Origin of the sequence: Plantibacter sp. VKM Ac-2885 (assembly GCF_015351205.1) — a bacterium.
Classification (GTDB): domain Bacteria; phylum Actinomycetota; class Actinomycetes; order Actinomycetales; family Microbacteriaceae; genus Plantibacter; species Plantibacter auratus.
Genome location: NZ_JADKSK010000002.1, coordinates 1,428,730 through 1,452,053, shown reverse-complemented (window position 1 = coordinate 1,452,053; position 23,324 = coordinate 1,428,730). Strand labels below are relative to the sequence as shown.

Below are 23,324 nucleotides of genomic sequence, written 5' to 3'. Positions count from 1 at the left end.
GCCCCTCGCCGCAGCGCATGACCCTCGCCGCGGAGCCCTGCCGCGACGCGCGTAGGCTGAGGTGCATGTCTGAGCGCGCCACATCCCGTCACCCGATGCCCCGGTGAGCGCTGCACCCGGATCCGGCCGGCGCGGGCTCCTCGTCGATCTGAGTCCACTCCGGGAGAGTCCCGCCTTCGCCCGCCTGTGGATCGGCGGGGCGATCACCGGGATCGGCGGCCAGATGACCATCGTCGCCGTCGGCCTCCAGGTCTACGACCTCACCGCGTCGACGTTCGCGGTCTCGCTCGTGGGCGTCATCGCCCTCATCCCGATGATCTGCTTCGGGCTCTACGGGGGCATGCTCGCGGACGCGTTCGACCGACGCACGGTCGCCCTGACGGCCGCCGTGGTCACGTGGGTGTCCACGGCGATCATCGCGGTGCTCGCCTGGAGCGGTTCGGAGCTGGTCTGGCCCCTGTACCTCCTCACGACGATCAACGCCGTGTCGACGACCGTCGTCGGGACGACGCGGCAGGCGATCCTCCCCCGACTGCTGCCGGCCCGCCTCCTGCCGTCCGCCGCGGCGTTGTCCGGCATCGCCGCGGGGGTCATGGTGACGGTCGGACCAGCACTCGCCGGCGTCCTCGTGGCCGGCGTCGGATTCCGCTGGACCTACACGATCGACGTCGTGCTGTTCGTCGCCGCCTTCCTCGGGATCGCGTCGCTGCCGAAGATCCTGCCCGAAGGCGGCGTCAGCCGGCTCCCGGGCCTCGCGAGCCTGGTCGACGGCTGGACCTTCCTCCGGACGGCCCCCAACGTCCGGATGACGTTCATCGTCGACATCGTCGCGATGACGTTCGGCAACCCGCGGGTGCTCTACCCCGCCGTCGGCACCCTGTTGCTCGGCGGCGGCGCGATCACCGTCGGGGTCCTGACCGCGGCCGGCGCGGTCGGCACCCTGCTGTCGAGCCTCGTCTCCGGACGACTCGGCCGGATCGACCGCCAGGGCCGCGCCATCGAGCGGGCCATCATCGTCTACGGGCTCGCCATCGCCTGCTTCGGCGCGGTCCTCTCGTGGGTCACGTTCTCCGGAACGGCGACGCACGATGCCGCCGACGCGAACCTCCCCGCCATCGTGATCGCGGCGATCGCCCTCGCCGTCGCCGGAGCGGCCGACAACATCAGTTCGATCTTCCGGATGACGATCCTCCAGGCGGCCGTGCCCGATGCCGTGCGGGGCCGGTTGCAGGGCGTCTTCACCGTCGTCGTGACCGGTGGACCCCGCGTCGGCGACCTCTACATCGGCCTCGCGGCTTCGGCCTTCGCGCTCTGGGTACCGGCGCTCGCCGGCGGACTCCTGGTCGTCGTCCTCGTCTGGACGCTCGTCCGCGTCCAGGGGGCCTTCCGCCGCTACGACGCCCGGACGCCGACGCCGTAGCGTCTAGGCGGGAGCCGTGGCGATCGAGAAGACGTCGCGACCGCTGAGCGAGGCTCGGCCGGGCAGTCCCTCGAGCTCGAGCACCAGCCCGAGCCCTGCCACCTCGTATCCGGCGCGCTCGATGAGGTTGACCGCCGCACCGCAGCTGCCGCCCGTCGCTAGCACGTCGTCGAGGATGAGCACGCGCGTCCCGGCCGGTAGCTGCTCAGTGCGCAGTTCCAGGGCGGCGGCACCGTACTCGAGTCCGTAGTCCTCGCGGAGCACCTCACCCGGCAGCTTGCCCGCCTTGCGGATGGGGACCAGTCGCGTGTGGGTCGCGTACGCGACGGCCGCGGCGAGCAGGAACCCACGGGCTTCGACACCGGCGACGGCGTCGAAGCGACCCTCGAAGCGCGCCGCCAGCTCGTCGATGATCGCGCGGAAGGCGTCGGCGTCGGCGAAGACCGGGGTCAGGTCGCGGAACAGGATGCCGGGCGTCGGGAAGTCCGGAATGGTCGCCGTCAGGCGGTCGACGTACTGGGTTGCGGTGGTCATGTGGTCCTCGTTCGGTCTGGGAGACATGCGACACCCCTCGCCTCCGCGACACGTCGGTCGAGAGAGACGAGGGGTGACCTGCGGATGGTTACTTGACGCCCAGGAGGTCGATCACGAAGACGAGCGTCTGGCCGGAGAGCTGGTGGCCACCGCCGGCCGGGCCGTAGGCGAGCTCCGGCGGGACCGTGAGCTTGCGGCGACCGCCGACCTTCATGCCGGGGATGCCGTGCTGCCAGCCCTGGATGAGGTTGCGCAGCGGGAAGTTGATGGACTGCCCGCGGCTCCAGGAGGAGTCGAACTCCTCGCCGGAGTCGTAGCCGACGCCGAGGTAGTGGACGTCGACGGTCGAGGAGGCCTGGGCCTCGTCGCCCTCGCCGAGGAAGATGTCCTCGATGACGAGTTCGGTGGGGGCCGGGCCCGTGGGGGCGTCGACCTCGGGCTTGGTGCGTGCTGAATCGGTCATGACTCCATCCAAGCAGTTCCGCCCGATCGGTTCATGCGGATTTCGCTGAGCGCGTGACGTCCCGGGCCGGCCCCTGGTGGCGTGGTCGTGGCGCCGCACCCGGTACTTGGGGGTTGCGGGCCGTGGCCCCCGGGTGCATGCTGGAGGGACAGACCAACTCATCGCCCGGGCGACTCGCAGGCATTGCCGCAGCACCGGGCGATGAGTCTGTCCGGGGCCGTCGCCCGAGGATCCGCCTCGCATCCCGTTCCATCGTGTCCGGGCACCCGCAGCTCGGACCGCTATGTCCACAACGCCCGCGCCCGACGCGCCTGCGATACCGTAGACGGGTGAAGTTCGCCCATTTCGTCGCCACAGACCACCAGCCGAGTACCCCCGCAGAGCCGCGGGTCCGACTCGCCGTCATCAGCGACACCGGGGCGGTGTTCCTCGACGAGATCCTCGAGGACGCCCCGCGCGACCTCCAGGAGCTCATCGAGCGCGGCCCGGCCGAGCTGGACCGTGTACGGAGCTTCGTCGAGACGTCGCTCGCCCACGGTGTCAGCGGAGAACCCCTCGACGGGCTTGTCCACGCATCCGCGGTCCTCCGTCCGCCGACGATCCTCGCGGTCGGGCTCAACTACTCGGCGCACTCGCAGGAGCTCAACCTCAAGACCGACAACGCCCCCACCATCTTCGGCCTGTGGGCGAACTCGCTCACCGGTCACGAGGGCACCACGAGCTGGCCAGCGGCGATCAGCGAGCAGGTGGACTACGAGGCGGAGCTCGGTGTCGTCATCGGCCGGGCCGCTCGCGACGTCGATGCGGCCGACGCCCTCGGGTACGTGTTCGGGTACACCGTCGTCAACGACATCACCGCCCGCAACATCCAGTACTCCGAGGCGCAGTGGTCGCGCTGCAAGTCCTTCGACGGGTTCACCCCGACCGGCCCGGTCGTCGTGACCGCGGACGAGATCCCCGACCCGCAGGACCTCCACATCTCGACCGTCCTCGACGGCGTGACGCTCCAGGACTCCTCGACCAGTCACATGGTCCGCAGCGTCGCGACGCTCATCGAACACTTGTCGGGCTCCGCGACCCTCCTGCCCGGAACGCTCATCTCGACGGGCAGCCCGGGCGGCGCGGGATACTCGCGCGACCCGCAGGTCTTCCTGACCGACGGCGCGACGGTCACCGTGTCCGTCGAAGGCGTCGGATCGCTCACGACGCACTGCACGGTCACCGCCGGGTAGCGACTCCCCCACAGCACACGACGAAGCCGTCCGGACCCTGGTCCGGACGGCTTCGTCGTGCACAGCCGCGTCGGTCAGCGACTCGGGTCGGAGTCCGCGCCCGGGATCGGCAGGTCGATGATCGGGATGGCCGAGGTGATGGCCTCGATCCCCGAGAGCCGTGCGGGCGAGAGCTGCTTCGTCACCTCGTCGCGCGTCATGAGGTTGGCCTCGACCACGAGGTCCGCGACGTTGCGGCCCGTCAGCAGCGCGGTCTTCGCGAGCGCCGCAGCCGACTGATACCCGATGAACGGGGTCAGGGCGGTGATGACGCCGACGGACGCGCCGACCATCACCTCGAGCCGTTCCTCGTTCGCCGTGATGCCGTCGATGCAGTTCACCCGCAGCGTCTTGCACGCCTGTGCCATCCAGACGATGCTCTGCAGCAGCGAGTGGGCGATGACCGGTTCGAAGGCGTTGAGCTGCAACTGCCCGGCCTCGGCCGCCATCGTGACCGTCATGTCGGCGCCGACGACGCTGAACGCCACCTGGTTCACGACCTCCGGGATGACCGGGTTGACCTTGCCCGGCATGATGCTCGATCCGGCCTGTCGGGGCGGCAGGTTGATCTCGCCGAGGCCTGCCTGCGGACCGCTCGACAGCAGACGCAGGTCGTTGCAGATCTTAGAGAGCTTGATGGCACTCCGCTTCAGGGTGCCGCTGAACGACATGAACCCGCCGGCGTCGCTCGTCGACTCGATGAGGTCGGGTGCCGTGGTGAGCGCGAGGCCCGTGATCTGGTTGAGGTGACGGACGACGGCCTCCGCGTAGCGCGGGTCGGCGGTGATCCCCGTCCCGATCGCGGTGGCGCCGAGGTTGACCTCGGCGAGCAGCCAGAGGGTCTCGTGGAGGCGGTCGTAGTCCTCGTTCAGCGTCGTGGCGAAGCCGTGGAACTCCTGCCCGAGGGTCATCGGGACGGCGTCCTGGAGCTGCGTGCGCCCGACCTTGAGGACGTGGGAGAACTCGACGGACTTCGCGCTGCACGAGTCGCGCAGCAGGCCGAGCTCCGTCAGGAGGAACTGCAGCGAGAACGCGAGCGCGATCTTGATCGAGGTCGGGTAGACGTCGTTGGTGGACTGCGACCGGTTGGTGTCGTCGAGCGGGTGCAGGAACTGGTATTCGCCCTTGGCGTGGCCAGCGAGCTCGAGCGCGATGTTCGTGATCACCTCGTTCGCGTTCATGTTCGTCGACGTACCTGCGCCGCCCTGGATCACACCCACGATGAACTCCTCGTGGAAGTCACCGTCGATGATGATCTGGCACGCGCGGTCGATGAGGTTCGCCTTCGCCGGGTCGAGGACCCCGATCTCGGCGTTCGCGCGGGCGGCGGCCTGCTTGACGCTCGCGATGGCGACGACGAGGTCGGGGTAGACGGAGATCGGACGCTTCGTGATGGGGAAGTTCTCGAGCGCGCGTGCCGTGTGGATGCCCCAGTACGCGTCGGCCGGGATCTCCATTGAACCGAGTGAATCCGACTCCGTCCGAGTCTCGTCGCTGTTCGTCCTGTCCGCCATGTCGTCGTCTGCTCCAAGGGTGGTGGGGGTGCTGCTGCTGGTGGTGCTGATCGTCACTCGTGGCTCCGTTGCCTGGTGGGTGGATGTCCCTTCCAGCGTAGCCGGGTGCGATCCGCGATGCCTCTGCGGTGTCTTGGACCCGAGACGGTTCCGTGCCTGCGGTTCAGCGACCGTGGGTCACCGCTTGCGCGAGAACGCCTCCAGCCGCTCGGCCGGGCTCAGGGCGGCCATGCGGTCGATGAACGCCGCACTGAAGGTGTCGGCGGTGGTGTAGTCACCGAGTGGGACCGTGGAGTGGGTGATGCGGTCGTCGTAGACGTGCACGAGGTTGAAGGACTGACCGCCGAACATCCCGTTCACCTCCACGGACGGGAGCGAGAGGTTCATCGAGTAACAGCTCGCGCTGGCGACCTGGACGGGGATGCCGGCGAAGGTGCTCGAGGTGGAGTAGTGCAGATGGCCGCCCAGGATGGCCCGGACGTCGCTCCCGCGCAGCACGGCCTCGAGCCGGTGCTGGTCGCGGAGCTCGAGGATGTCGAAGAACGGGATACTCGACGGCACCGGCGGGTGGTGCATGGCGAGGATGCTGCCGAGCGGCGCCGGCGTGGCCAGCACCGACTCCAGCCACTGCAGCTGGCTGTCCTCGAGCTCGCCGTGGTGCCACCCCGGGACGGTCGAGTCGAGGCCGATGACGCGCAAGCCGCCGAAGTCCCAGACGGCGTCGAGCGGCTGCTCCCCTGCCGGCAGGTCGAGGAGCTCCGTCCGCATGACCGACCGTTCGTCGTGGTTGCCCATGAGCCAGACGATGGTGGTGCCGAGTCGCTCGGCGACGGGCTCGACCCGCTCCCGGAGTCGACGGTAGGCGTCGGCCTCTCCGAGGTCCGCGAGGTCGCCCGTGAACACCATCGCGTCGGGCCGGAGCTGCATGCGCTCGATCTGGCGCAGGGCCTGTTCCAGGTTGGCCTGCACGTCGACCGCGTCGTAGAGGCGTCGGCCGTCCGCCAGGAGGTGCGGGTCGCTCAGATGGACGATGACCCTGTCGGGAGCCGGGTACTGACCGAAACGGACGTCGGAAGTCATGCTCCGAGTCTACGAGCCACCGCCGACGTGCTCCGCCGCGGTCGACCACCCGAGGGCGGCCGACCGCGGACGGTCAGGACGCGACGCCGAGGAGCTGCTCGATGGGTCCGCGGGCGAAGAAGACGAGGAACCCGGCTGCGACGACCCACAGCAGCGGGCTGATCTCGCGCGCCTTGCCGGACAGGGAGCGGAGCACGACCCAGGCGATGAAGCCGGCGCCGATGCCGTTGGCGATCGAGTACGTCAGCGGCATGACGACGACCGTCAGGAACACCGGGAGCGCGACCGAGAACTCGGTCCAGACGATGTCCTTGATCTGCGACATCATGAGCGTCCCGACGATGACGAGCGCGGCGGCGGCGACCTCGGAGGGCACGATCTGGGTGAGCGGCGTGAAGAACATGGCGAGCAGGAACAGCGCACCGGTCACGAGGTTCGCGAGGCCGGTCCGTGCCCCTTCGCCGATGCCCGCACCGGATTCGATGAAGACGGTCGAGGAGGAGGACGAGGTCGCGCCACCGGCGACCGCACCGACACCCTCGACGATGAGCGCCGAGCGGAGTCGCGGGAAGTCGCCCTTGGCGTCCGCCACACCGGCCTCCTTCGAGAGCCCGGTCATCGTGCCCATGGCGTCGAAGAAGTTCGTGAACACGAGGGTGAAGACGAGCATGAGCGCGGCGAGGACGCCGATGCGCTCGAAGCCGCCGAAGCTCACCTGGCCGAGCAGGCTGAGGTCGGGCACCCCGACGACCTGGGTGGGCAGGGTCGGGACGCTGAGGTTCCAGCCACCGGGGTTCTCGCCGCCGTTGGAGGCGCCGACCTTGAAGACGGCCTCGGCGATGATGGCGATGATCGTGGAGGCGACGATGCCGATGAGCAGGGCGCCCTTGATCTTGCGTGCGACGAGCACCCCCGTGAGCAGCAGGGAGATGACGAACACGGCGGTCGGCACGGTGGCGACCGAGCCCTCGATCCCGAGGCCGACGGGCGGCGAACCGGCGCCCGTCGAGCGGACGAAGCCGGCGTCGACGAAGCCGATGAACGCGATGAAGAGGCCGATGCCGACCGTGATCGCGATCTTCAACTGGATGGGCACCGCGTTGAAGATCATGGCGCGGAGTCCGGTCGCCGCGAGGAGGACGATGATCAGCCCGTTGATGACGACGAGCCCCATCGCCTCGGCCCAGGTGACCTGACCGACGACGCTGACCGCGAGGAACGAGTTGATGCCGAGGCCGGCCGCGAAGGCGAACGGCAGCCGCGCCACGAGACCGAAGAGGATCGTCATGACGCCGGCGGTCAGGGCGGTCACGGCGGCGACCTGGGCGAAGCCGAGCTCGCCACCGGTGACGTCGGCCGAGCCGCTCAGGATGATCGGGTTGAGGATGACGATGTAGGCCATCGCGACGAAGGTCACGAGGCCGCCGCGCACCTCGCCTCCGACGGTCGAGCCGCGCTTGCTGATCTCGAAGAAACCGTCGAGACGCTCTCGGAACGAGCGCGGAGCGGTGGGCGTCGTGGTCACTGGACCTCCTGGGTCTGCATCGAAGCAACCAGCGTACCGGCACGGCGGACCGCCCCGCGACGACCGGGATGCGAGGGTGCCGCTACGATCGGCTGGACCCCTTACCCAGCACCCTCCTCACGGAATCGAGCTCACATGGCGCTGCCCTGGACTCTGCACGGCGACGGCAAGCACGTCCCGACCCACGCGATCGTCGGCCCCGGAGAACGGCTCACCTGGCCGCGGACCATCGGACTCGGCATGCAGCACGTCGTCGCGATGTTCGGCGCCACGTTCCTCGTCCCCGTGCTGACCGGGTTCCCGCCCACCACGACGCTGTTCTTCTCGGGCGTCGGCACCATCCTGTTCCTCGTCATCACCAAGAACCGCGTGCCGAGCTACCTCGGCTCCTCGTTCGCCTTCATCGCCCCCATCTCCGCCGCGGTCGCGAGCCAGGGCATGGGCAGCGCCCTCTTCGGCATCCTCGCGGTGGGGCTCCTCCTGGCGCTCGTCGGCGTCATCGTGCAGGTCACGGGCACCGGGTGGATCGATGCGCTCATGCCGCCGGTCGTCGCCGGTGCCATCGTCGCGCTCATCGGGTTCAACCTCGCCCCCGCCGCGAAGAACAACTTCGTGGCGGCTCCGATCACCGCCCTCGTGACGCTCGCGGCCGTCATCCTGTCGACCGTCGTCTTCCGCGGGATCCTCGGCCGACTGTCGATCGTCATCGGTGTCGTGGTCGGGTACATCGTCGCGGCGATCCGTCAGGAGATCGACTTCTCGAAGATCGCGGACGCCGCGTGGGTCGGCCTCCCCGAGTTCCACCTCGCGGACAACCCGATCTCGAACCCGGCGGTCTGGGCGGTCCTCCCGGCGTTCCTCCCCGTCGTGCTCGTCCTCATCGCCGAGAACGTCGGCCACATCCGTGGCGTCGCGCAGATGACCGACGCCTCGGTCAACAAGCAGACCGGTCGCGCGCTCCTGTCCGACGGCCTGGCGACGATGCTGGCCGGCTTCGGCGGCGGTTCGGGCACGACGACCTACGGCGAGAACATCGGCGTCATGGCGGCGACGCGGGTCTACTCCACGGCGGCCTACTGGGTCGCCGGTCTGTTCGCGGTCCTCCTCGGCCTCTCCCCCAAGGTCGGTGCGGTCATCAACACCATCCCGGCGGGCGTCCTCGGCGGCGTCACGACGGCCCTGTACGGACTCATCGGGATCATCGGCGTGAAGATCTGGCTCGACAACAAGGTCGACTTCTCGAAGCCCGTCAACCAGTTCACCGCGGCGACGGCGCTCATCATCGGCATCGCGGACTTCACCTGGGTGGCGGGTGGCGACGTCAGCTTCAACGGGATCGCGCTCGGCACGATCGCCGCGATCGTCATCTACCACGTGATGACGACCATCGGCCGCTGGCGGAAGACCGCCTGACCCGTCCGGTGCGGGTGCGTCAGCGCGGTGCGCTGGCGTCAGCGCGGGTCGTACGCGTGAGCGCGGGTCTCTCGAGCCCCGCGCTCACGTGTGTGACGCGCGGTCACGCCGGGTAGGTGCGGTTCGCGTCAGCGCACCGCGCTGGCGCCCCCACACGGATCGGTCCCGGACCTGTGGCCCGCGCTCGCGTCAGCGCGGTGCGCCGGCGGATCCGAGGGGTCAGCCCTGGTGGAAGAACGGCACGATCAGGTAGATGCCGAAGAGGACCGCCGCCGCACACAGGGCGAAGCAGGCGTAGGCGCCGGCGCGGGCCAGGTTCTGCTGCGCCGGAGTCAACGGGTTCTTCCGAGCGGCCTTCGCGGCCCGCTTCGCCGCCTTCGCGGCCTCCTCCGGCGTGATGACCGTGATCGCGTCGGTGAACTCGGCCGGCGCCACCACGGGCACGCGTCCGGCGGTGGTCAGGAGCCGGAGCCCGAGGGAGTACAGACTGACGATCGCGGTCGCACCGATGAGCGACGTCGCGAAGACGATCAGGAATGCTGCCCAGTCGATCACTTCTTCACCTTCTTGGGCTTGGGGTTGCGCTTGATCTTGACCGCACGACCGGAGTCGGCGACCTCGCTGACGACGTTGCTGTGGTCGACCTGGTTCCGGCGCGAGATCAGGAAGATGGTGAGGATGACACCGACCCCCACCACGGCGTCGATGATGATGCCGACAAGACCGAGGTGGGCGACGGCGGCGGCGAGTGCCCCGACGATGCCGGCCGCGGGCAGGGTCATCAACCAGCCGAGGGCGATGCGCCCGGCGGTCCCCCAGCGGACCTTCGATCCGCGCCGCCCGAGACCGGAGCCGATGACGGATCCGGAGGCGACCTGCGTGGTGGAGAGGGCGAAGCCGAGGTGGCTCGACGCGAGGATCGTCGCGGCGGTGCTCGTCTCGGCCGCGAAGCCCTGCGCCGGCTTGACGTCGGTGAGTCCCGTGCCGATGGTCTTGATGATCCGCCAGCCGCCCATGTAGGTGCCGAGCGCGATGGCGAGGGCACAGACGACGATGACCCAGAGCTCGGGGCCGGTCCCGACCGCCTGCACGCCGACCGCGATGAAGGTGAGCGTGATGACACCCATGGTCTTCTGTGCGTCGTTCGTACCGTGCGCGAGGGCGACGAGGGACGAGGAGAAGATCTGCGCGTACCGGAACCCGTCGCGACCGTCGGGCTTGCCGTCGTAGCGGCGCGTGATCCGATAGGCGAGCTTCGTCGCCGAGTAGGCGACCAGCCCCGCCGTGACGGGGGCGATCAACGCCGGGAGGATGACCTTGGAGAGGACGACACCGAAGTCGATCGAGCCGAAGCCGGCGCCGACGATCGCCGCGCCGATGAGCCCGCCGAACAGTGCGTGGCTGGACGACGACGGCAGACCGAGGAGCCAGGTCAGCATGTTCCAGACGATCGCGCCGATGAGCCCGGCGAAGATCAGCTCCGGTCCGATCCGGATGCCGCCCTCGCCCTCTCGGATGAGCCCGCCCGAGATGGTCTTCGCGACCTCCGTGGACAGGAACGCACCGACGAGGTTGAGGATCGCGGCGAGCAGGACGGCGGTCTTCGGCTTGAGGGCGCCCGTGGCGATCGGGGTCGCCATGGCGTTCGCCGTGTCGTGGAACCCGTTCGTGAAGTCGAAGAACAGTGCCAGTGCGATGACCAGCACGACAGTCAGGGTAACGAGTTCCACTGGTGTCTTTCTCGAGGCGGAGCGAATACGGACACAGTGCTCCCCGACGAGATGTTTGGGGGGAATTCACGTGCTGGATACGGGCGGTTCACCCGCCGTACATGATCCTTACACCCTGCCCGGTCGAGGTCAACTCGACGCCGATCAGCGCCCGCCGCCGCCTCCGCCGCCTCCGCCGCCGCCCGCGAAGCCGCCGCCGGTCGAGCCGCCGGACGAGCTCGCTCCCCCACTGGTCGACCAGGACGCCGACGTACTCGACGCCGATCCGGAGAAGCCGGAGAACGCGTTCGCGAACATCGCCGCCTGGAACGGGGTGTTCGAGGCGTACCACGACGGCGCACTCCCGGCCTGCTCGTAGCGGATGCCGAGTTCCTTCGCCCACTCGCGCTCCACGCCCCAGAGCACGGCGAAGGGCAGGAGCCGTTCGGTGACCCGGACGAGCTGGCCGGGGTCGCCGAGGTCCACCCGTTCGGCACCGTCGGGGCTCTGCAACATGCGGAAGCGGTCCTGCTCCGCCAGCGCGAGGTAGTCGCGGAGGCCGAGCAACTCGTCCCGCGCATCGGCACCGGTGGCGGTGAGCGGTTTCGGTGCGATGGCCAACACGATCCCGGCGAGCAGCGCGATCCCGGTCACGAAGAGCGCGGCGACCGACCAGCCGTTGTCCGCTCGCTGGGAGTAGGCGACCCCGAAGAAGACGATCCCGGCGACGCCCAGGACGGCGAGCGCCCCCACGATGATCCACGCCCGCCCGGAGGAGACCGAGCGTCGGAGGCCGAGGTCGAGGGCGTTCCGCTTGGCGGCCGCGAGTTCCGCGGTGACCGCCTTGCCGAGCGCCGGGTCGACCTCCTTCATCTCCCGCGGTCGGTTCCGGTCGGGGAAGAGCGCGGCGAGCACGCGCCGTTCCTGCTCATCCGTCGCGCTGTCGTCGAGGTACTGCAGGGAATAGTCCTTCTCGCCCGGTCCGTCCACGATCCGGAGCTTGCCGCGGACGGCGAGGCTGACGATCTCGGCGGCCATCGACGAGGCGGCGCGACCGGCGAGGTCGCCCGCCAGCAGGAGGTTCATCTGCTTCGGGGCGGAGTACTGCGGCACGATGACGCCACGACCAGGGTGGTCCCGCCAGAAGCGCAGTCGGATCCACAGGAGTGCTCCGAGCCCCGCGGCCGACAGCGCGCCGAGGACGATCGGGACGATGGAGAAGACCGGTGCCTCGCCGGGGCGGGCCGGTTGGACGAACGTGCCCGGTTCGAACCCGATCGCGACCGTCAGCGTCTGGCGGGCCTGCAACGGGACGGAGGAGGTCGTGAAGACGTCTCCGTCGGCGTCCTCCGCTTGGGAGAGGTCGCACGGCGAGCTGTCGTCCGGATCCCCGCGGTAGCAGGCGCCGTCACCGGTTAGCGTGTCGGCGATGTCGGGCGCGACCCGCACCGTCATGCTGGCGTCGGCGAACGGCTGGTCCCAGCCGGTCCCGGGCGCGTCCCAGTAGAACTCGTCGGAGCGTGTGTCGCGATAGGCGCCGACGACGCCGCGCTGCGTGTAGGTGATGATGTAGCTCTGCGTGCCGCGCACGTAGTCGTCCGTCCCGAGCGACAGCTCGAGGAAGTCACCGTCGCGGTCGGTCTCCCACTCCAATGGCGCACCGTCGGCGTCGGTCACCGAGACGATCTCGGTGTGCAGTGGTGCCCGGTCGAACTCGTCGGGGATCGCTCGGATGATGCCCTTGTTCTGGTCGGAGTCGGGGAACTCCGCGACGAAGGTCTCGACCGCGCGCAGCTCGGCTTGACCGTCGCCGCCACGACTCAGGGTGTAGTCGCCGTCGAAGGACGCGAAGGTGAAGTCGGACACGTCGGTCCGAGCGTCGGCCGCGGCGGGCTGCGTGCTCGCCAGGGTCGCGACGAGCGGTGCACCCACCCCCAGGGCCAGGGCGACGAGAAGCACCCGCGAGGAGCGGGCACGGACCGGGGACAGGCGACGACGTCTGGGCTTCACCCGGCCAAGTCTAGGAGGGGTGCCGGCGGGCGCGCGGACGCGCCCGCCGGGACTCACATCTCCTCGTGGGTGTTGGGGTCTCCGTCGAAGAGCCTGCCGTCGGTTCGCCCGAGTGCGGTGATCGCCTGCACCTCGGTGTCGCTGAGCTCGAAGCCGAAGACGTCGATGTTCGTGCGCTGGCGTTCCGGGGAGGCGGACTTCGGGATCGGGAGCACGCCGCGCTGGTGGTGCCAGCGCAGGACGACCTGCGCCGGTGAGACGTCGTGCGCCGCGGCGGCCGCTGCGACGGGTTCCTCGGCGAACGGCGCCTGTGCCTTGCCGAGCGGGCTCCACGCCTCGGTGACGACACCGTGCTCGCGGTGGAAGGCGAGGAGTTCCTCCTGCGGGAAGTACGGGTGCAGCTCGACCTGGTTGACGGCCGGCAGCACACCCGTGTCGTCGGCGAGGCGGGTCAGGAACTCCTCGGTGAAGTTCGAGACGCCGATGCTGCGGACGAGGCCCTCGCGCTGCAGCTGGATCATGGCCTTCCACGACTCGACGAAGCGGCCGACGGAGGGGTTCGGCCAGTGGATGAGGTACAGGTCGATGTGGTCGAGGCCGAGCGAGGCCAGGGATCCGCGGCACGAGGTGATGGTCTCCTCGAAGCCGTGGTCGCGGCCGGGCAGCTTCGTCGCGACGACGAGTTCGTCGCGGGGGACGTCGGTCTCGCGGACCGCGGCGCCGACGGCGTCCTCGTTGCGGTAGTTCACGGCGGTGTCGATCAGTCGGTAGCCCGCGTCGATGGCGGACAGCGTGGCGTCGGTGCCCTCGCGGCCTCGCAGGGGGTACGTGCCGAAACCGATCGCGGGGACGCTCGAACCGTCGTTGAGCGCGAATGTTGGGATGGTCGTCATCACCCCACGCTAGACCCGGCGGCCCTCGGATGGCTCCGAGCGGGCTGGGAGGGCGCCTCTCGACTAGCGTTGGACCATGGCGAAGCTCTCTGCCCCCCGTGCCCAGACCCGACCGACCGAACGCACCCACCACGGCGACACCGTGGTGGACCCGTACGAGTGGCTCCGCGAGAAGGAGTCACCGGAGGTGATCGCGCACCTGGAGGCGGAGAACGCCTACACCGAGCAGGAGACGGCCCATCTGGCAGGACTGCGCGAGCGCATCTTCCAGGAGATCAAGAGTCGCACGCTCGAGACCGACCTCTCGGTCCCGACCCGTTCCGGTGCGTGGTGGTACTACGGCCGCAGTGTCGAAGGCCGCCAGTACGGCATCCAGTGCCGCATCCCGGTCACCGACCCGGAGGACTGGACGCCGCCGACCCTGCCCGAGGGCGGCGCGGCCCCCGGCGAGCAGATCATCCTCGACGCCAACGTCGAGGCGGAGGGCCACGAGTTCTTCTCCCTCGGCAGCTTCGACGTGTCGGACGACGGCACGCGACTGCTCTACGGCGTCGACGTTGAAGGCGACGAGCGGTACACCGTCCGTGTCCGGGACCTCGCGAGTGGCGTCGACCTCGACGACGAGCTCCTCGGGACCGCGGGCGGGGCGGAGTTCTCCCCCGACGGCACCGCCATCGTCTACACGACGGTCGACGAGAGCTGGCGCCCCGACACCGTGCACCTGCACCGGGTGGGGACGTCCCAGGACGACGACACGGTCCTCTTCCACGAGCCCGACGAGCGGTTCTGGGTCGGCGCCGGATTCACCCGTAGCCGCGCGCTGCTCCTGATCGAGGCCGGCTCCTCGGTCACGAGCGAGACCCGGCTCGTCCCCGCCGACGCACTGTCCGAGGAGGCGCGGGTCGTCTGGCCGCGGACCGACGGCGTCGAGTACAGCGTCGAACACCGGGTGGCCGACGGCGCAGACCGGTTGCTCATCCTGCACAACCGGGACGCGCCGGACTTCGAGCTCGTCGACGTGCCGCTGTCGGATCCGCTCGGCACGGCGCGGGTCGTCGTCGCGCACAGCAGCGAGCGCCGGCTCGAGGACGTCGAGGCGTTCGAGGCCGTGACCACCGTCTCCTACCGGCGCGACGGCCTGACCCGCATCGGCCTGCTCGACCCGACGAGTGGCGACATCGACGAGATCGCCTTCGACGAACCGCTGTCCACCGTCGGCTGGCACGGCAACGGTCAATGGGCCCAACCGATGCTCCGGTTCGGATACGGGTCGCTCGTGACGCCGTCCACGGTGCTCGAACTCGACGTCCGGTCCGGCGAACGCTTCGTGCGCAAGCAGCAGCCGGTCCTCGGCGACTACGACCCGGCGGACTACGAGCAGTTCCGGGAGTGGGCGACGGCCGTGGACGGGACCCGCGTGCCGATCTCCATCGTGCGCCGGGTCGGTGTCCAGGGGCCAGGGCCGCTCCACCTCTACGGGTACGGCTCGTACGAGGCGAGCATGGACCCGTCCTTCTCGATCGCGAGGCTGTCGATGCTCGACCGCGGCGTGACCTTCGCGATCGCCCATGTGCGCGGCGGCGGCGAACTCGGGCGTCACTGGTACGAGGACGGCAAGAAGCTCCACAAGCAGAACAGCTTCAGCGACTTCGTCGACGTGGCCGACCACCTCATCCGCGAGGGCTGGACGACGCCTGCCCGGCTCGTCGCCGAGGGCGGCAGCGCCGGTGGCCTCCTCATGGGCGCCGTGGCGAACCGTGCTCCCGACCGCTTCGCCGGCATCCTCGCCGGCGTCCCGTTCGTCGACGCGCTGACGAGCATCCTCGACCCGTCGCTCCCCCTGACGGTCATCGAATGGGACGAGTGGGGCGATCCGCTCCACGACCCCGAGGTCTACGCGTACATGAAGGCGTACAGCCCCTACGAGAACGTCGACCCGGCGAAGCGCTACCCGCGCATCCTCGCGACGACGAGCCTCAACGACACCCGCGTCCTGTACGTGGAACCCGCGAAGTGGGTGGCCCGTCTGCGGGACGCCGGAGCACCGGCACTGATGAAGATCGAGATGAGCGCCGGGCACGGCGGGGTGAGCGGCCGCTACAACGCGTGGCGTGAGCGCGCCGAGGAGCTCGCCTGGCTGCTCGATGTGCTCGAACTCACGGACACCGATCCGGCCTGATCGGAAGCGACGACGCCCCTGCTCCGTCCGGAGCAGGGGCGTCGTCGGTGCGGCGGGTGTCTAGCCGAAGAGGATCGCCGCTTCGTCGTAGCGCTCCTGCGGCACGGTCTTCAGCTTGCCGAGCGCCTCTTCGAAGCGGCAGTTGACGAGTTCGGTGCCGCGGAGTGCGATCATCGTGCCCCAGTCGCCGGCCATGACGGAGTCGATGGCGGCCATACCGAGGCGGGTGGCGAGCACGCGGTCGTAGGCGCTCGGGACGCCACCGCGCTGCAGGTGGCCGAGCACGGTCGCGCGGGACTCGATGCCCGTGCGGCGCTCGATCTCGGGTGCGAGCACGTCGGCGATGCCGCCGAGACGGGGACGGTTGAACGCGTCGAGTCCCTTCTCGGAGTGCGCGGTCTCCATGGTGTCGAGCGTGAAGCCCTCGGACACGACGATGATCGGGGCGCGACCGCGCTGGTAGACGCTGTCCGCCCACTCGCAGATCTGCTCGATCGACTGCGGCTGTTCCGGGATGAGGATGGCGTGGGCACCCGCCGCCATGCCGGCGTGCAGGGCGATCCAGCCGACGTGCCGGCCCATGACCTCGATGACCATGCACCGCTTGTGGGACTCGCCAGTCGTCCGGAGGCGGTCGATGGCCTCGGTCGCGATCTCGACGGCGGTGTCGAAGCCGAAGGAGTAGTCGGTGGCGTCGAGGTCGTTGTCGATCGTCTTCGGGACGCCGACGATCTTGAGGCCGGCGTCGGTGAGCCGCTTCGCAGCGGCGAGCGTGCCCTCTCCGCCGATGGCGATGAGCGCGTCGATGCCGAGCCGGTCCATGGTGTGCTGGACGTTCTCCGGGCCGCCGTGCGGTCCTTCGAACGGGTTGGTGCGGCTCGTGCCGAGGATGGTGCCACCCTGCTTGGCGAGACCACGCACGCTGTGGCGGTCGAGCGGCATCGTCAGGCCCTCGACGACTCCTCGCCAGCCGTCGCGGATGCCGATGAACTCCTGGTTGTGGATCTTCGTCCCCTTGAGGACCGCTCCTCGGATGACCGCGTTCAGGCCGGGGCAGTCGCCGCCGCTCGTGAGCACACCAATTCTCATATCAACAGTCCTCATGGGGATCGGGGCACCTCAGGTGCCGGGAGTCATCCCCGACAATACCGTCTCGCCGACGGTGCTTCATCCGGCGCGGACGGTCCTCCGGCCCAGAGGGTCGGTGCCTCGTCCACCGGGGTTAGGCTGCTGGGATGAGTGCCGACGACTACCTGCCCGCCGATGGCGGCATCACGATGTTCTCCACGACCTGGTGCGGGTACTGCGCCCGACTGAAGCACCAGCTGTCCGCAGCCGGCATCCCGTTCACCGAGGTCGACATCGAGCAGGTCCCGGGGACCGCCGACCTCGTCGCCTCGCTGAACGGCGGCAACCAGACGGTCCCGACGGTGATCTTCCCCGACAGCTCGACCGCGACGAACCCGTCGCTCGCTCAGGTGAAGGCGGCACTCGGCGTCTGACCAGCCGACGACGTCCGGCCGGGCGACCCGTGGTCACCCGGCCGGACGAACCGGACGTCAGGCGCCCAGCGCCTCGCGGAGCAGGTGGACGAGGGCGTTCAGCTGCACCGAGTCGACCGACGCGACGTCCTGGTCGCTGCCGTCGAGCGCGCGAGCGGCCAGGCCCTGCTTGCTGTCGATGAGTTCCGCGACCTTCGCGTCGATCGTGTGCGCGGCGATGATCCGCCAGGCGGTGACCGGCTCCTCCTGACCGATGCGGTGCACGCGGTCGATCGCCTGGGTCTGCTCGGCGGCCGTCCAGGACAACTCGGCGAGCACGACGTTGGACGCGGCCTGCAGGTTGACGCCGACGCCGGCGGCGGTGAGCGAACAGACGGCGACCGCGACCTCCGGATCGGTGTTGAACGCGTCGATCGCGGCCTGACGCGCCTGCGCGGTCTGGTCGCCGCGGAGCGACACCGTCTTCAAGCCGCGACCCGCGAACAACTGCTCGGCCGCGTTCATCACGTCGATGTGCTTCGCGAAGAACACGACCTTGCCCACGGACCTCGCGAGCTGCGCCGTGTAGTCGGCGGCGAGGACGGCCTTCGCCTGACCGATCTTGCGGATCATGGTGAACACGTTCTCCGTGCCACCGGCGGCCTTGGACTCGTCGAGCTCGGCCTGGGCGACCATGCGCATGAGGTCGGTGTTCGGCTCGTGCAGCGCGTCGACGCGCTCACCACGCGACTCCAGGACCCGCACGTAGCGGGACTTGAGCCGTTGCCCGAGCTCGGCCTCCGCGTCGCGGATGGACCGGATCGCCTCGTCGTCGAGCTCGACCGGGAGGTCGGCGACGCGCTTGGCGGGCAGGTCCTTGGCGACGTCGAGCTTCTTGCGGCGCACGATGCCCATGTCGATGACGGCGGACCGCGCGGCGGCGTAGAAGGCGTGCTCGGCCGGGGTCAGGCCGGTGTCCTCGAGCCGCTCCATGAGTTCGGCGGTCGGCTTGCCGTCCTTGATCCAGCCGAGGAACTGCCAGATGGCGTTGAAGTCCTCGACGTCGTTGATCAGCGGCGTACCCGTCAGCGCGAGCAGCAGCGGGTCCTGGCCGGGCGTCGCTTTCCGGATCCGGTTCGCGAGTGACAGCACGTGCTGCGAGCGCTGGGAGTGGAGGTTCTTGATGAAGTGCGCCTCGTCGACCACCATGCCGCGGAAGCCGAGCGTCCCGAGCCAGGCGAGGTGGCGGTCGAGGACCTCGTAGTTCACGATGATGACGTCGGCGAAGGCGTCGAGCGCCTGGCCGTCGCCGTGGATGACCGTGGCGCGTCGGTGTGGCGTCCAGCGCTCGACCTCGCGCGCCCAGTTCATCTTGACGACGTTCGGGACGATGACGAGGAGCGGGTACGCCTCGGCGACCGAGGCGGCGAGGACCGACTGCGCGGTCTTGCCGAGGCCCGGCTCGTCGGCGAGCAGGAAGGAACGGTGTCCTTCACGGACGCTCTCGACGAAGCGCGCCTGGTGCTTCATGACCTCGAGCCCGCGCGGCGAGAGCCGGTCGAGCTTCGGGGCCTCGGGCAGGTCCATCGAGGCCGCTCCCCCGCCGGAACCGAGCTCGAACGCCTTGTACAGGGGGCCCATGAGCTCCCAGCTGTCGAGTCGTCGACGCACGGTCGGCTGCGGTGCCGCCTGGCTGAAGTCCGGGGCGAGGAACGGATTGGCCAACTGACGTGCCTTGACCGACTGCGGGATGACTTGCTTCTCGGCGAGCTCGGCCGGGACGACTGATTCCACGACGGGCTTCTCGACGGTGATGATGAGTTCGTCGGCGCTGAGTTCGGCGCCCGACTCGAGGAGCCAGTCGCGCCGGAGCCGCTGCGCGACGGGGCTCGTCGCGGCGTCGGCCTCGAGGAGCTGGATGAGCGAGGTGTCGCGCGCCGCCGTCTTGGCGAGGATGGTCGCCACACCGTCGAGACGCTTCAGGAGCTCGGCCCGCGTGGCGTCGCTGTAGCTCGTGTCGGCCTTGACCCTGGCACGTTCCTCGCGGACGAGGAAGGCGATGACCTGGTACTTGGTCCGGTTGGTTGGCCCGACCTTGCCCTTCTGCGCCTTCGCCTCGACCTCGCGCACCTTGCGGGCGAGGATGGGGATGATCGGCGCGTCGTCGTCGTGACGCGACGAGGACCCTCTGGGGTTCGAGCGGCCAGATGAACGGGTGCTGGAACGCCCCTGGGAACGGCGTTGCTGGCCGGTGTGCGGCATGCTCCTCCTGAGCAGTCGAAGAGCCTCATCGGCCGAGGGGCCGGAAGAGACGGGCGCCGGGCCCGACTGGTCGTCGTGGAGCAACAGAGCGTTGCACGAGACCGACACGGGCGCCCGACGGGCGTGTGCCCAGTCTACGCCATCGGCCGCATCGGTCGCGAGCGCTCAGTCCGGCGCGCTGTCGACGAGTCCGAACCGCTCGAGTTCGGCGTCGTCGAGCATGCGCGAGCGGATGAGGAAGCGCTGCCCCGTCGGGGCCTCGACACTGAACCCGCTGCCGCGCCCTTGCACCACGTCGATCGTCAGGTGCGTGTACTTCCAGTACTCGAACTGGGAACGCGACATGTAGACCTCGACGGGCGCGTCGAGCCCGGGCACGTCGAGCGTGTCGAGCAGGACGTCGACCGCGCCCGTGCGGAACATCCCGACGGGGTAGCACATGGGCGAACTCCCGTCGCAGCAGCCGCCGGACTGATGGAACATGAGCGGTCCGTGCAGCGCGGTCATCTCCCGCACCAGTGCGGCCGCAGCGTCGGTGACGTCGACCCGTCCGGTCATGGTGTCCTCCTTCGTCGTGTCGTGGATCCGGCCCTGCCCCTCCGCCGGTCCCTGAGCCTGTCGAAGGGCGCCCTTCGACAGGCTCAGGGACCGGATGGGGACTCAGGGACCGGATGGGGGCTCAGGGACCGGGGATGTCGATCAGAAGAAGCCCATCGGCCCCTCCGCGTAGCTCACGAGCAGGTTCTTCGTCTGCTGGTAGTGGTCGAGCATCATTTTGTGGTTCTCCCGGCCGATGCCCGACTGCTTGTACCCGCCGAACGCCGCGTGCGCCGGGTACTGGTGGTAGGTGTTCGACCAGACGCGTCCCGCCTCGATGGCCCGCCCGGCCCGGTACAGCGTCGTCGCCTCACGGCTCCACACACCGGCGCCGAGGCCGTAGAGGGTGTCGTTCGCGATGGAGATCGCCTCGTCGTAGTCGGCGAAGCTCGTGAGCGCGAGCACGGGCCCGAAGATCTCCTCCTGGAAGATCCGCATGTCGTTCGCCCCCTCGAAGACGGTCGGCTGGACGTAGAACCCGCCGCTCAACTCACCGCCGAGGTCGGCGCGCTCGCCGCCGATGAGCAGCTTCGCGCCGCCCTGCTTGCCGATGTCCATGTAGGAGAGGATCTTCTCGAGCTGGTCGTTCGACGCCTGGGCACCGATCATCGTGTCCGTGTCGAGCGGATTACCCTGCTTGATCTTGCCGATGCGGGCCAGCGCGTCGCCCACGAAGCCGTCGTAGATGGAACGCTGGACGAGCGCCCGACTCGGGCAGGTGCAGACCTCGCCCTGGTTCAGGGCGAACATCGTGAAGCCCTCCTGCGCCTTCTCGTAGTACTGGTCGTGCTCGCGCGCCACGTCCTCGAAGAACACGTTCGGGCTCTTGCCGCCGAGCTCCAGCGTCACCGGGATGAGGTTCTCGCTCGCGTATTGCATGATCAGGCGACCGGTCGTGGTCTCACCGGTGAACGCGATCTTCCGGATCCGCGGGTGGGAGGCCAGCGGGGCGCCGGCCTCGATGCCGAAGCCGTTGACGACGTTGAGCACCCCGGCCGGCAGCAGGTCCTTCACGAGGTCGACGATGAGGTGGATCGACGCCGGGGTCTGCTCGGCCGGCTTCAGCACGACGCAGTTGCCTGCTGCGAGCGCCGGTGCGAGCTTCCACACGGCCATGAGGATCGGGAAGTTCCAGGGGATGATCTGTCCGACGACGCCGAGCGGTTCGTGGAAGTGGTAGGCGACCGTGTCATGGTCGAGTTCCGAGATGCCGCCCTCCTGCGCACGGATCGCCCCGGCGAAGTACCGGAAGTGGTCGATCGCCAAGGGGATGTCGGCGGCCAGGGTCTCGCGGACCGGCTTGCCGTTCTCCCAACTCTCGGCGACGGCGATCTCCTCGAGGTGCTCCTCCATGCGGTCGGCGATGCGATTGAGGATCACCGCGCGCTCGGCGACGCTCGTCTTCGACCAGGCGGGGAACGCTTTCCATCCCGCCTCGACCGCTCGGTCCACGTCGGCCGCGGTGCCTCGGGCGATCTCGGTGAACACGGCTCCGGTGACCGGGGTCTGGTTCTCGAAGTACTGACCGTTCGCGGGCGGGACGTACTCGCCCCCGATGAAGTGGTCGTAGCGGGGGGCGTAGCTGAACACGGCACCTTCGGTACCCGGGTTGGCGTAGACGGTCATGTCACTCCTTGTCGACGACGTTGTCGGTGTCGCACCGCTCAGGTGCGTGCCGTCGACGCTAGTCGGCCGGAGGTTGCAGGAGGTTGCGTCGAGGACCGCGGACCGGATCGGCCGTCAGGACGCCGAGAGGTCGGCGTCGATCGCCTCGATGCGAGCGACGAGGCCAGCACGCTTCGGTGACCGCGGCGGCAGCAGTCGGAGGCAGGCGTGCAGGACCTCGACGTCGTCGGGCGCGGCCGCGGTCCGGATGTAGTCGTGCAGCAGGTCCGCCGAGGCGTCGGTCAGCATCGCCTCGCGGAGGCGCGTCGCGACCCGGTCGCGGAGGTCGATGACACCGGGGGCGGTGGAGTCCGGCAGGAGCGGACCCGGGTACGCGGCGAGCGCTGCGCGGTGGGCGCCGCGGTCGAGGAGGGACAGCACCTGGTGGGCGTCGAGCTGGAGCGGGGTGGTGAGCCGGTACGGCCGCGAGGCCGGCACGAGTGTCGGCGCGGTCCCGCCGAGCACCTTCCGCAGCCGGACGAGCTCCGCCCGGAGGGTGACCGACGCCTCGTCCGCGTCGTAGAGCAGCCCGGCGAGCGCGTCGGCGCTGAGGCCCTGGTGGTGCCAGGCCAGGAGGGTCAGGATCTCGGCGTGCCGTCGGCTGAGTTCGGTCGGGCGGCTCGCCCCGTGTCCGACCAGCAGGCCGGTGTCACGGCCGAGCACCTGCAGGCCGGGCCGCACCGTGGTCGTCCGGCGGGGTGTGTCCGTGCGTGGGCGACCGGCGAACCGACGGTCGGCGACCGCGCGCAGCCGCTGCACCATGATCTCGGACTCGACGGCGGCCGCGGTCGCCTCCATGAGCGGCAGTGCATGCGAGGCGACCGCCTGCGGGCCACCGGTGATGTCGATCACGCCGATGATCTGCCGGGTCTCGGGATCGTGCACCGGGACGGCCGTGCAACTCCACGGGTGCACGAGGCGGTTGAAGTGCTCGGCCGCGTGGATCTGGATGCCGTGGTCGAGTTCGAGCGCGGTGCCCGGTGCGCTCGTCCCCACCTCCCGCTCCGACCACCCGGCACCCTCGACGAAGAGCATGCCCTCCGCCCGTCGCCGCAGATGGCGGTCGCCGTCCACCCAGAGCAGTCTGCCCATGGCGTCGCCCACCGCGACGAGCATGCCGGAGTCGTCGTCCGCGTCGTTGACCAGCAGCTTGGTGATCACCGGGAGGACGCCGGCGAGCGGGTGTCCGAGCCGATGGTCGCGCAACTCGTCCTCGTCGAAGGCGAGCTCCGGCATGAGGTTGTCCGGGTCGAGATGACGGCCCATCGACCGTTCCCACGACTCGCGGACAAGCCGTCGGACGAGTCC

Annotated in this window: 19 protein-coding genes; 5 read left to right on the top strand and 14 right to left on the bottom strand. The window is 69.6% G+C overall.

Going from position 1 to position 23,324, the window contains the following annotated elements:
- Positions 1–103 precede the first annotated feature (103 nt).
- Positions 104–1,420: an MFS transporter gene (locus ITJ66_RS19140; protein WP_194645598.1), complete on the top strand. Its 1,317-nt coding sequence runs from the start codon at positions 104–106 to the stop codon at positions 1,418–1,420.
- 3 nt (positions 1,421–1,423) lie between these two features.
- Here ITJ66_RS19140 and ITJ66_RS19135 read toward each other — a convergent pair whose 3' ends face one another.
- The gene (locus ITJ66_RS19135; protein WP_124769542.1) at positions 1,424–1,954 is read right to left on the bottom strand and encodes an adenine phosphoribosyltransferase; all 531 of its coding nucleotides are present in this window, start codon (positions 1,952–1,954) and stop codon (positions 1,424–1,426) included.
- 88 nt (positions 1,955–2,042) lie between these two features.
- The gene (locus ITJ66_RS19130) at positions 2,043–2,417 is read right to left on the bottom strand and encodes an FKBP-type peptidyl-prolyl cis-trans isomerase (RefSeq protein ID WP_137243256.1); all 375 of its coding nucleotides are present in this window, start codon (positions 2,415–2,417) and stop codon (positions 2,043–2,045) included.
- Positions 2,418–2,746: 329 nt separating this feature from the next.
- Here ITJ66_RS19130 and ITJ66_RS19125 point away from each other — a divergent pair, with 329 nt between their 5' ends.
- Positions 2,747–3,649, top strand: a complete 903-nt coding sequence (locus ITJ66_RS19125) for a fumarylacetoacetate hydrolase family protein (RefSeq protein ID WP_370281973.1) — start codon at positions 2,747–2,749, stop codon at positions 3,647–3,649.
- Between the two features lie 74 nt (positions 3,650–3,723).
- On the opposite strand, the gene ITJ66_RS19120 is transcribed toward ITJ66_RS19125, so the two are convergent.
- The 3 genes from ITJ66_RS19120 to ITJ66_RS19110 all read right to left on the bottom strand — a co-directional run bounded on the left by ITJ66_RS19120 (position 3,724) and on the right by ITJ66_RS19110 (position 7,807).
- Positions 3,724–5,202, bottom strand: a complete 1,479-nt coding sequence (locus ITJ66_RS19120) for an aspartate ammonia-lyase (protein WP_086474295.1) — start codon at positions 5,200–5,202, stop codon at positions 3,724–3,726.
- A 177-nt stretch (positions 5,203–5,379) separates the two neighbouring features.
- Positions 5,380–6,282, bottom strand: coding sequence for a phosphodiesterase (locus ITJ66_RS19115; RefSeq protein WP_191941368.1), 903 nt, complete (start codon positions 6,280–6,282; stop codon positions 5,380–5,382).
- A 73-nt stretch (positions 6,283–6,355) separates the two neighbouring features.
- Positions 6,356–7,807: an NCS2 family permease gene (locus ITJ66_RS19110; RefSeq protein WP_137243259.1), complete on the bottom strand. Its 1,452-nt coding sequence runs from the start codon at positions 7,805–7,807 to the stop codon at positions 6,356–6,358.
- Positions 7,808–7,942: 135 nt separating this feature from the next.
- On the opposite strand from ITJ66_RS19110, the gene ITJ66_RS19105 reads away from it, so the two are divergent.
- Positions 7,943–9,220 (top strand): uracil-xanthine permease family protein, encoded by a 1,278-nt coding sequence (locus ITJ66_RS19105; RefSeq protein ID WP_079707128.1) that lies wholly within the window; start codon positions 7,943–7,945, stop codon positions 9,218–9,220.
- A 219-nt stretch (positions 9,221–9,439) separates the two neighbouring features.
- Here the strand turns inward: ITJ66_RS19105 and ITJ66_RS19100 are convergent, their stop codons facing one another.
- The 4 genes from ITJ66_RS19100 to ITJ66_RS19085 all read right to left on the bottom strand — a co-directional run bounded on the left by ITJ66_RS19100 (position 9,440) and on the right by ITJ66_RS19085 (position 13,832).
- Positions 9,440–9,775: a peptidase gene (locus ITJ66_RS19100; RefSeq protein WP_079707129.1), complete on the bottom strand. Its 336-nt coding sequence runs from the start codon at positions 9,773–9,775 to the stop codon at positions 9,440–9,442.
- Positions 9,772–10,950 (bottom strand): inorganic phosphate transporter, encoded by a 1,179-nt coding sequence (locus tag ITJ66_RS19095; RefSeq protein ID WP_079707130.1) that lies wholly within the window; start codon positions 10,948–10,950, stop codon positions 9,772–9,774. Before ITJ66_RS19095 ends, ITJ66_RS19100 begins: the two co-directional genes overlap by 4 nt.
- 144 nt (positions 10,951–11,094) lie before the next feature.
- Complete coding sequence (locus tag ITJ66_RS19090; protein WP_194645596.1) at positions 11,095–12,939, bottom strand: DUF2207 domain-containing protein; 1,845 nt, start codon at positions 12,937–12,939, stop codon at positions 11,095–11,097.
- 53 nt (positions 12,940–12,992) lie between these two features.
- Entirely contained in the window at positions 12,993–13,832 is an 840-nt protein-coding gene (locus ITJ66_RS19085) for an aldo/keto reductase (RefSeq protein WP_194645594.1), read from the bottom strand.
- A gap of 76 nt (positions 13,833–13,908) precedes the next feature.
- On the opposite strand from ITJ66_RS19085, the gene ITJ66_RS19080 reads away from it, so the two are divergent.
- Positions 13,909–16,011 (top strand): S9 family peptidase, encoded by a 2,103-nt coding sequence (locus tag ITJ66_RS19080; protein ID WP_194645592.1) that lies wholly within the window; start codon positions 13,909–13,911, stop codon positions 16,009–16,011.
- Positions 16,012–16,071: 60 nt separating this feature from the next.
- Here ITJ66_RS19080 and ITJ66_RS19075 read toward each other — a convergent pair whose 3' ends face one another.
- A complete protein-coding gene (locus tag ITJ66_RS19075; protein ID WP_064294489.1) occupies positions 16,072–17,100 on the bottom strand; it encodes a 6-phosphofructokinase in 1,029 nt (342 codons plus the stop codon).
- Between the two features lie 146 nt (positions 17,101–17,246).
- Here ITJ66_RS19075 and ITJ66_RS19070 point away from each other — a divergent pair, with 146 nt between their 5' ends.
- Positions 17,247–17,513, top strand: coding sequence for a mycoredoxin (locus ITJ66_RS19070; protein WP_192018576.1), 267 nt, complete (start codon positions 17,247–17,249; stop codon positions 17,511–17,513).
- A 57-nt stretch (positions 17,514–17,570) separates the two neighbouring features.
- Here the strand turns inward: ITJ66_RS19070 and ITJ66_RS19065 are convergent, their stop codons facing one another.
- The 4 genes from ITJ66_RS19065 to ITJ66_RS19050 all read right to left on the bottom strand — a co-directional run bounded on the left by ITJ66_RS19065 (position 17,571) and on the right by ITJ66_RS19050 (position 23,282).
- Positions 17,571–19,754 (bottom strand): DEAD/DEAH box helicase, encoded by a 2,184-nt coding sequence (locus ITJ66_RS19065; protein ID WP_159879123.1) that lies wholly within the window; start codon positions 19,752–19,754, stop codon positions 17,571–17,573.
- Positions 19,755–19,919: 165 nt separating this feature from the next.
- Entirely contained in the window at positions 19,920–20,312 is a 393-nt protein-coding gene (locus ITJ66_RS19060) for a DUF779 domain-containing protein (protein ID WP_079707135.1), read from the bottom strand.
- Positions 20,313–20,453: 141 nt separating this feature from the next.
- Positions 20,454–21,977, bottom strand: coding sequence for an aldehyde dehydrogenase family protein (locus ITJ66_RS19055; protein ID WP_194645590.1), 1,524 nt, complete (start codon positions 21,975–21,977; stop codon positions 20,454–20,456).
- Between the two features lie 114 nt (positions 21,978–22,091).
- Positions 22,092–23,282, bottom strand: coding sequence for a GAF domain-containing protein (locus ITJ66_RS19050; protein ID WP_161578599.1), 1,191 nt, complete (start codon positions 23,280–23,282; stop codon positions 22,092–22,094).
- Positions 23,283–23,324: the final 42 nt, after the last annotated feature.

Coding starts and splice junctions, on each gene's coding strand:
- ITJ66_RS19135 (WP_124769542.1), bottom strand. CDS start 1,954: ATGACCACCGCAACCCAGTACGTCGACCGCCTGACGGCGACCATTCCG.
- ITJ66_RS19130 (WP_137243256.1), bottom strand. CDS start 2,417: ATGACCGATTCAGCACGCACCAAGCCCGAGGTCGACGCCCCCACGGGC.
- ITJ66_RS19120 (WP_086474295.1), bottom strand. CDS start 5,202: ATGGCGGACAGGACGAACAGCGACGAGACTCGGACGGAGTCGGATTCA.
- ITJ66_RS19115 (WP_191941368.1), bottom strand. CDS start 6,282: ATGACTTCCGACGTCCGTTTCGGTCAGTACCCGGCTCCCGACAGGGTC.
- ITJ66_RS19105 (WP_079707128.1), top strand. CDS start 7,943: ATGGCGCTGCCCTGGACTCTGCACGGCGACGGCAAGCACGTCCCGACC.
- ITJ66_RS19085 (WP_194645594.1), bottom strand. CDS start 13,832: ATGACGACCATCCCAACATTCGCGCTCAACGACGGTTCGAGCGTCCCC.
- ITJ66_RS19080 (WP_194645592.1), top strand. CDS start 13,909: ATGGCGAAGCTCTCTGCCCCCCGTGCCCAGACCCGACCGACCGAACGC.
- ITJ66_RS19075 (WP_064294489.1), bottom strand. CDS start 17,100: ATGAGAATTGGTGTGCTCACGAGCGGCGGCGACTGCCCCGGCCTGAAC.
- ITJ66_RS19070 (WP_192018576.1), top strand. CDS start 17,247: ATGAGTGCCGACGACTACCTGCCCGCCGATGGCGGCATCACGATGTTC.
- ITJ66_RS19065 (WP_159879123.1), bottom strand. CDS start 19,754: ATGCCGCACACCGGCCAGCAACGCCGTTCCCAGGGGCGTTCCAGCACC.
- ITJ66_RS19060 (WP_079707135.1), bottom strand. CDS start 20,312: ATGACCGGACGGGTCGACGTCACCGACGCTGCGGCCGCACTGGTGCGG.
- ITJ66_RS19055 (WP_194645590.1), bottom strand. CDS start 21,977: ATGACCGTCTACGCCAACCCGGGTACCGAAGGTGCCGTGTTCAGCTAC.
- ITJ66_RS19050 (WP_161578599.1), bottom strand. CDS start 23,282: ATGGGCCGTCATCTCGACCCGGACAACCTCATGCCGGAGCTCGCCTTC.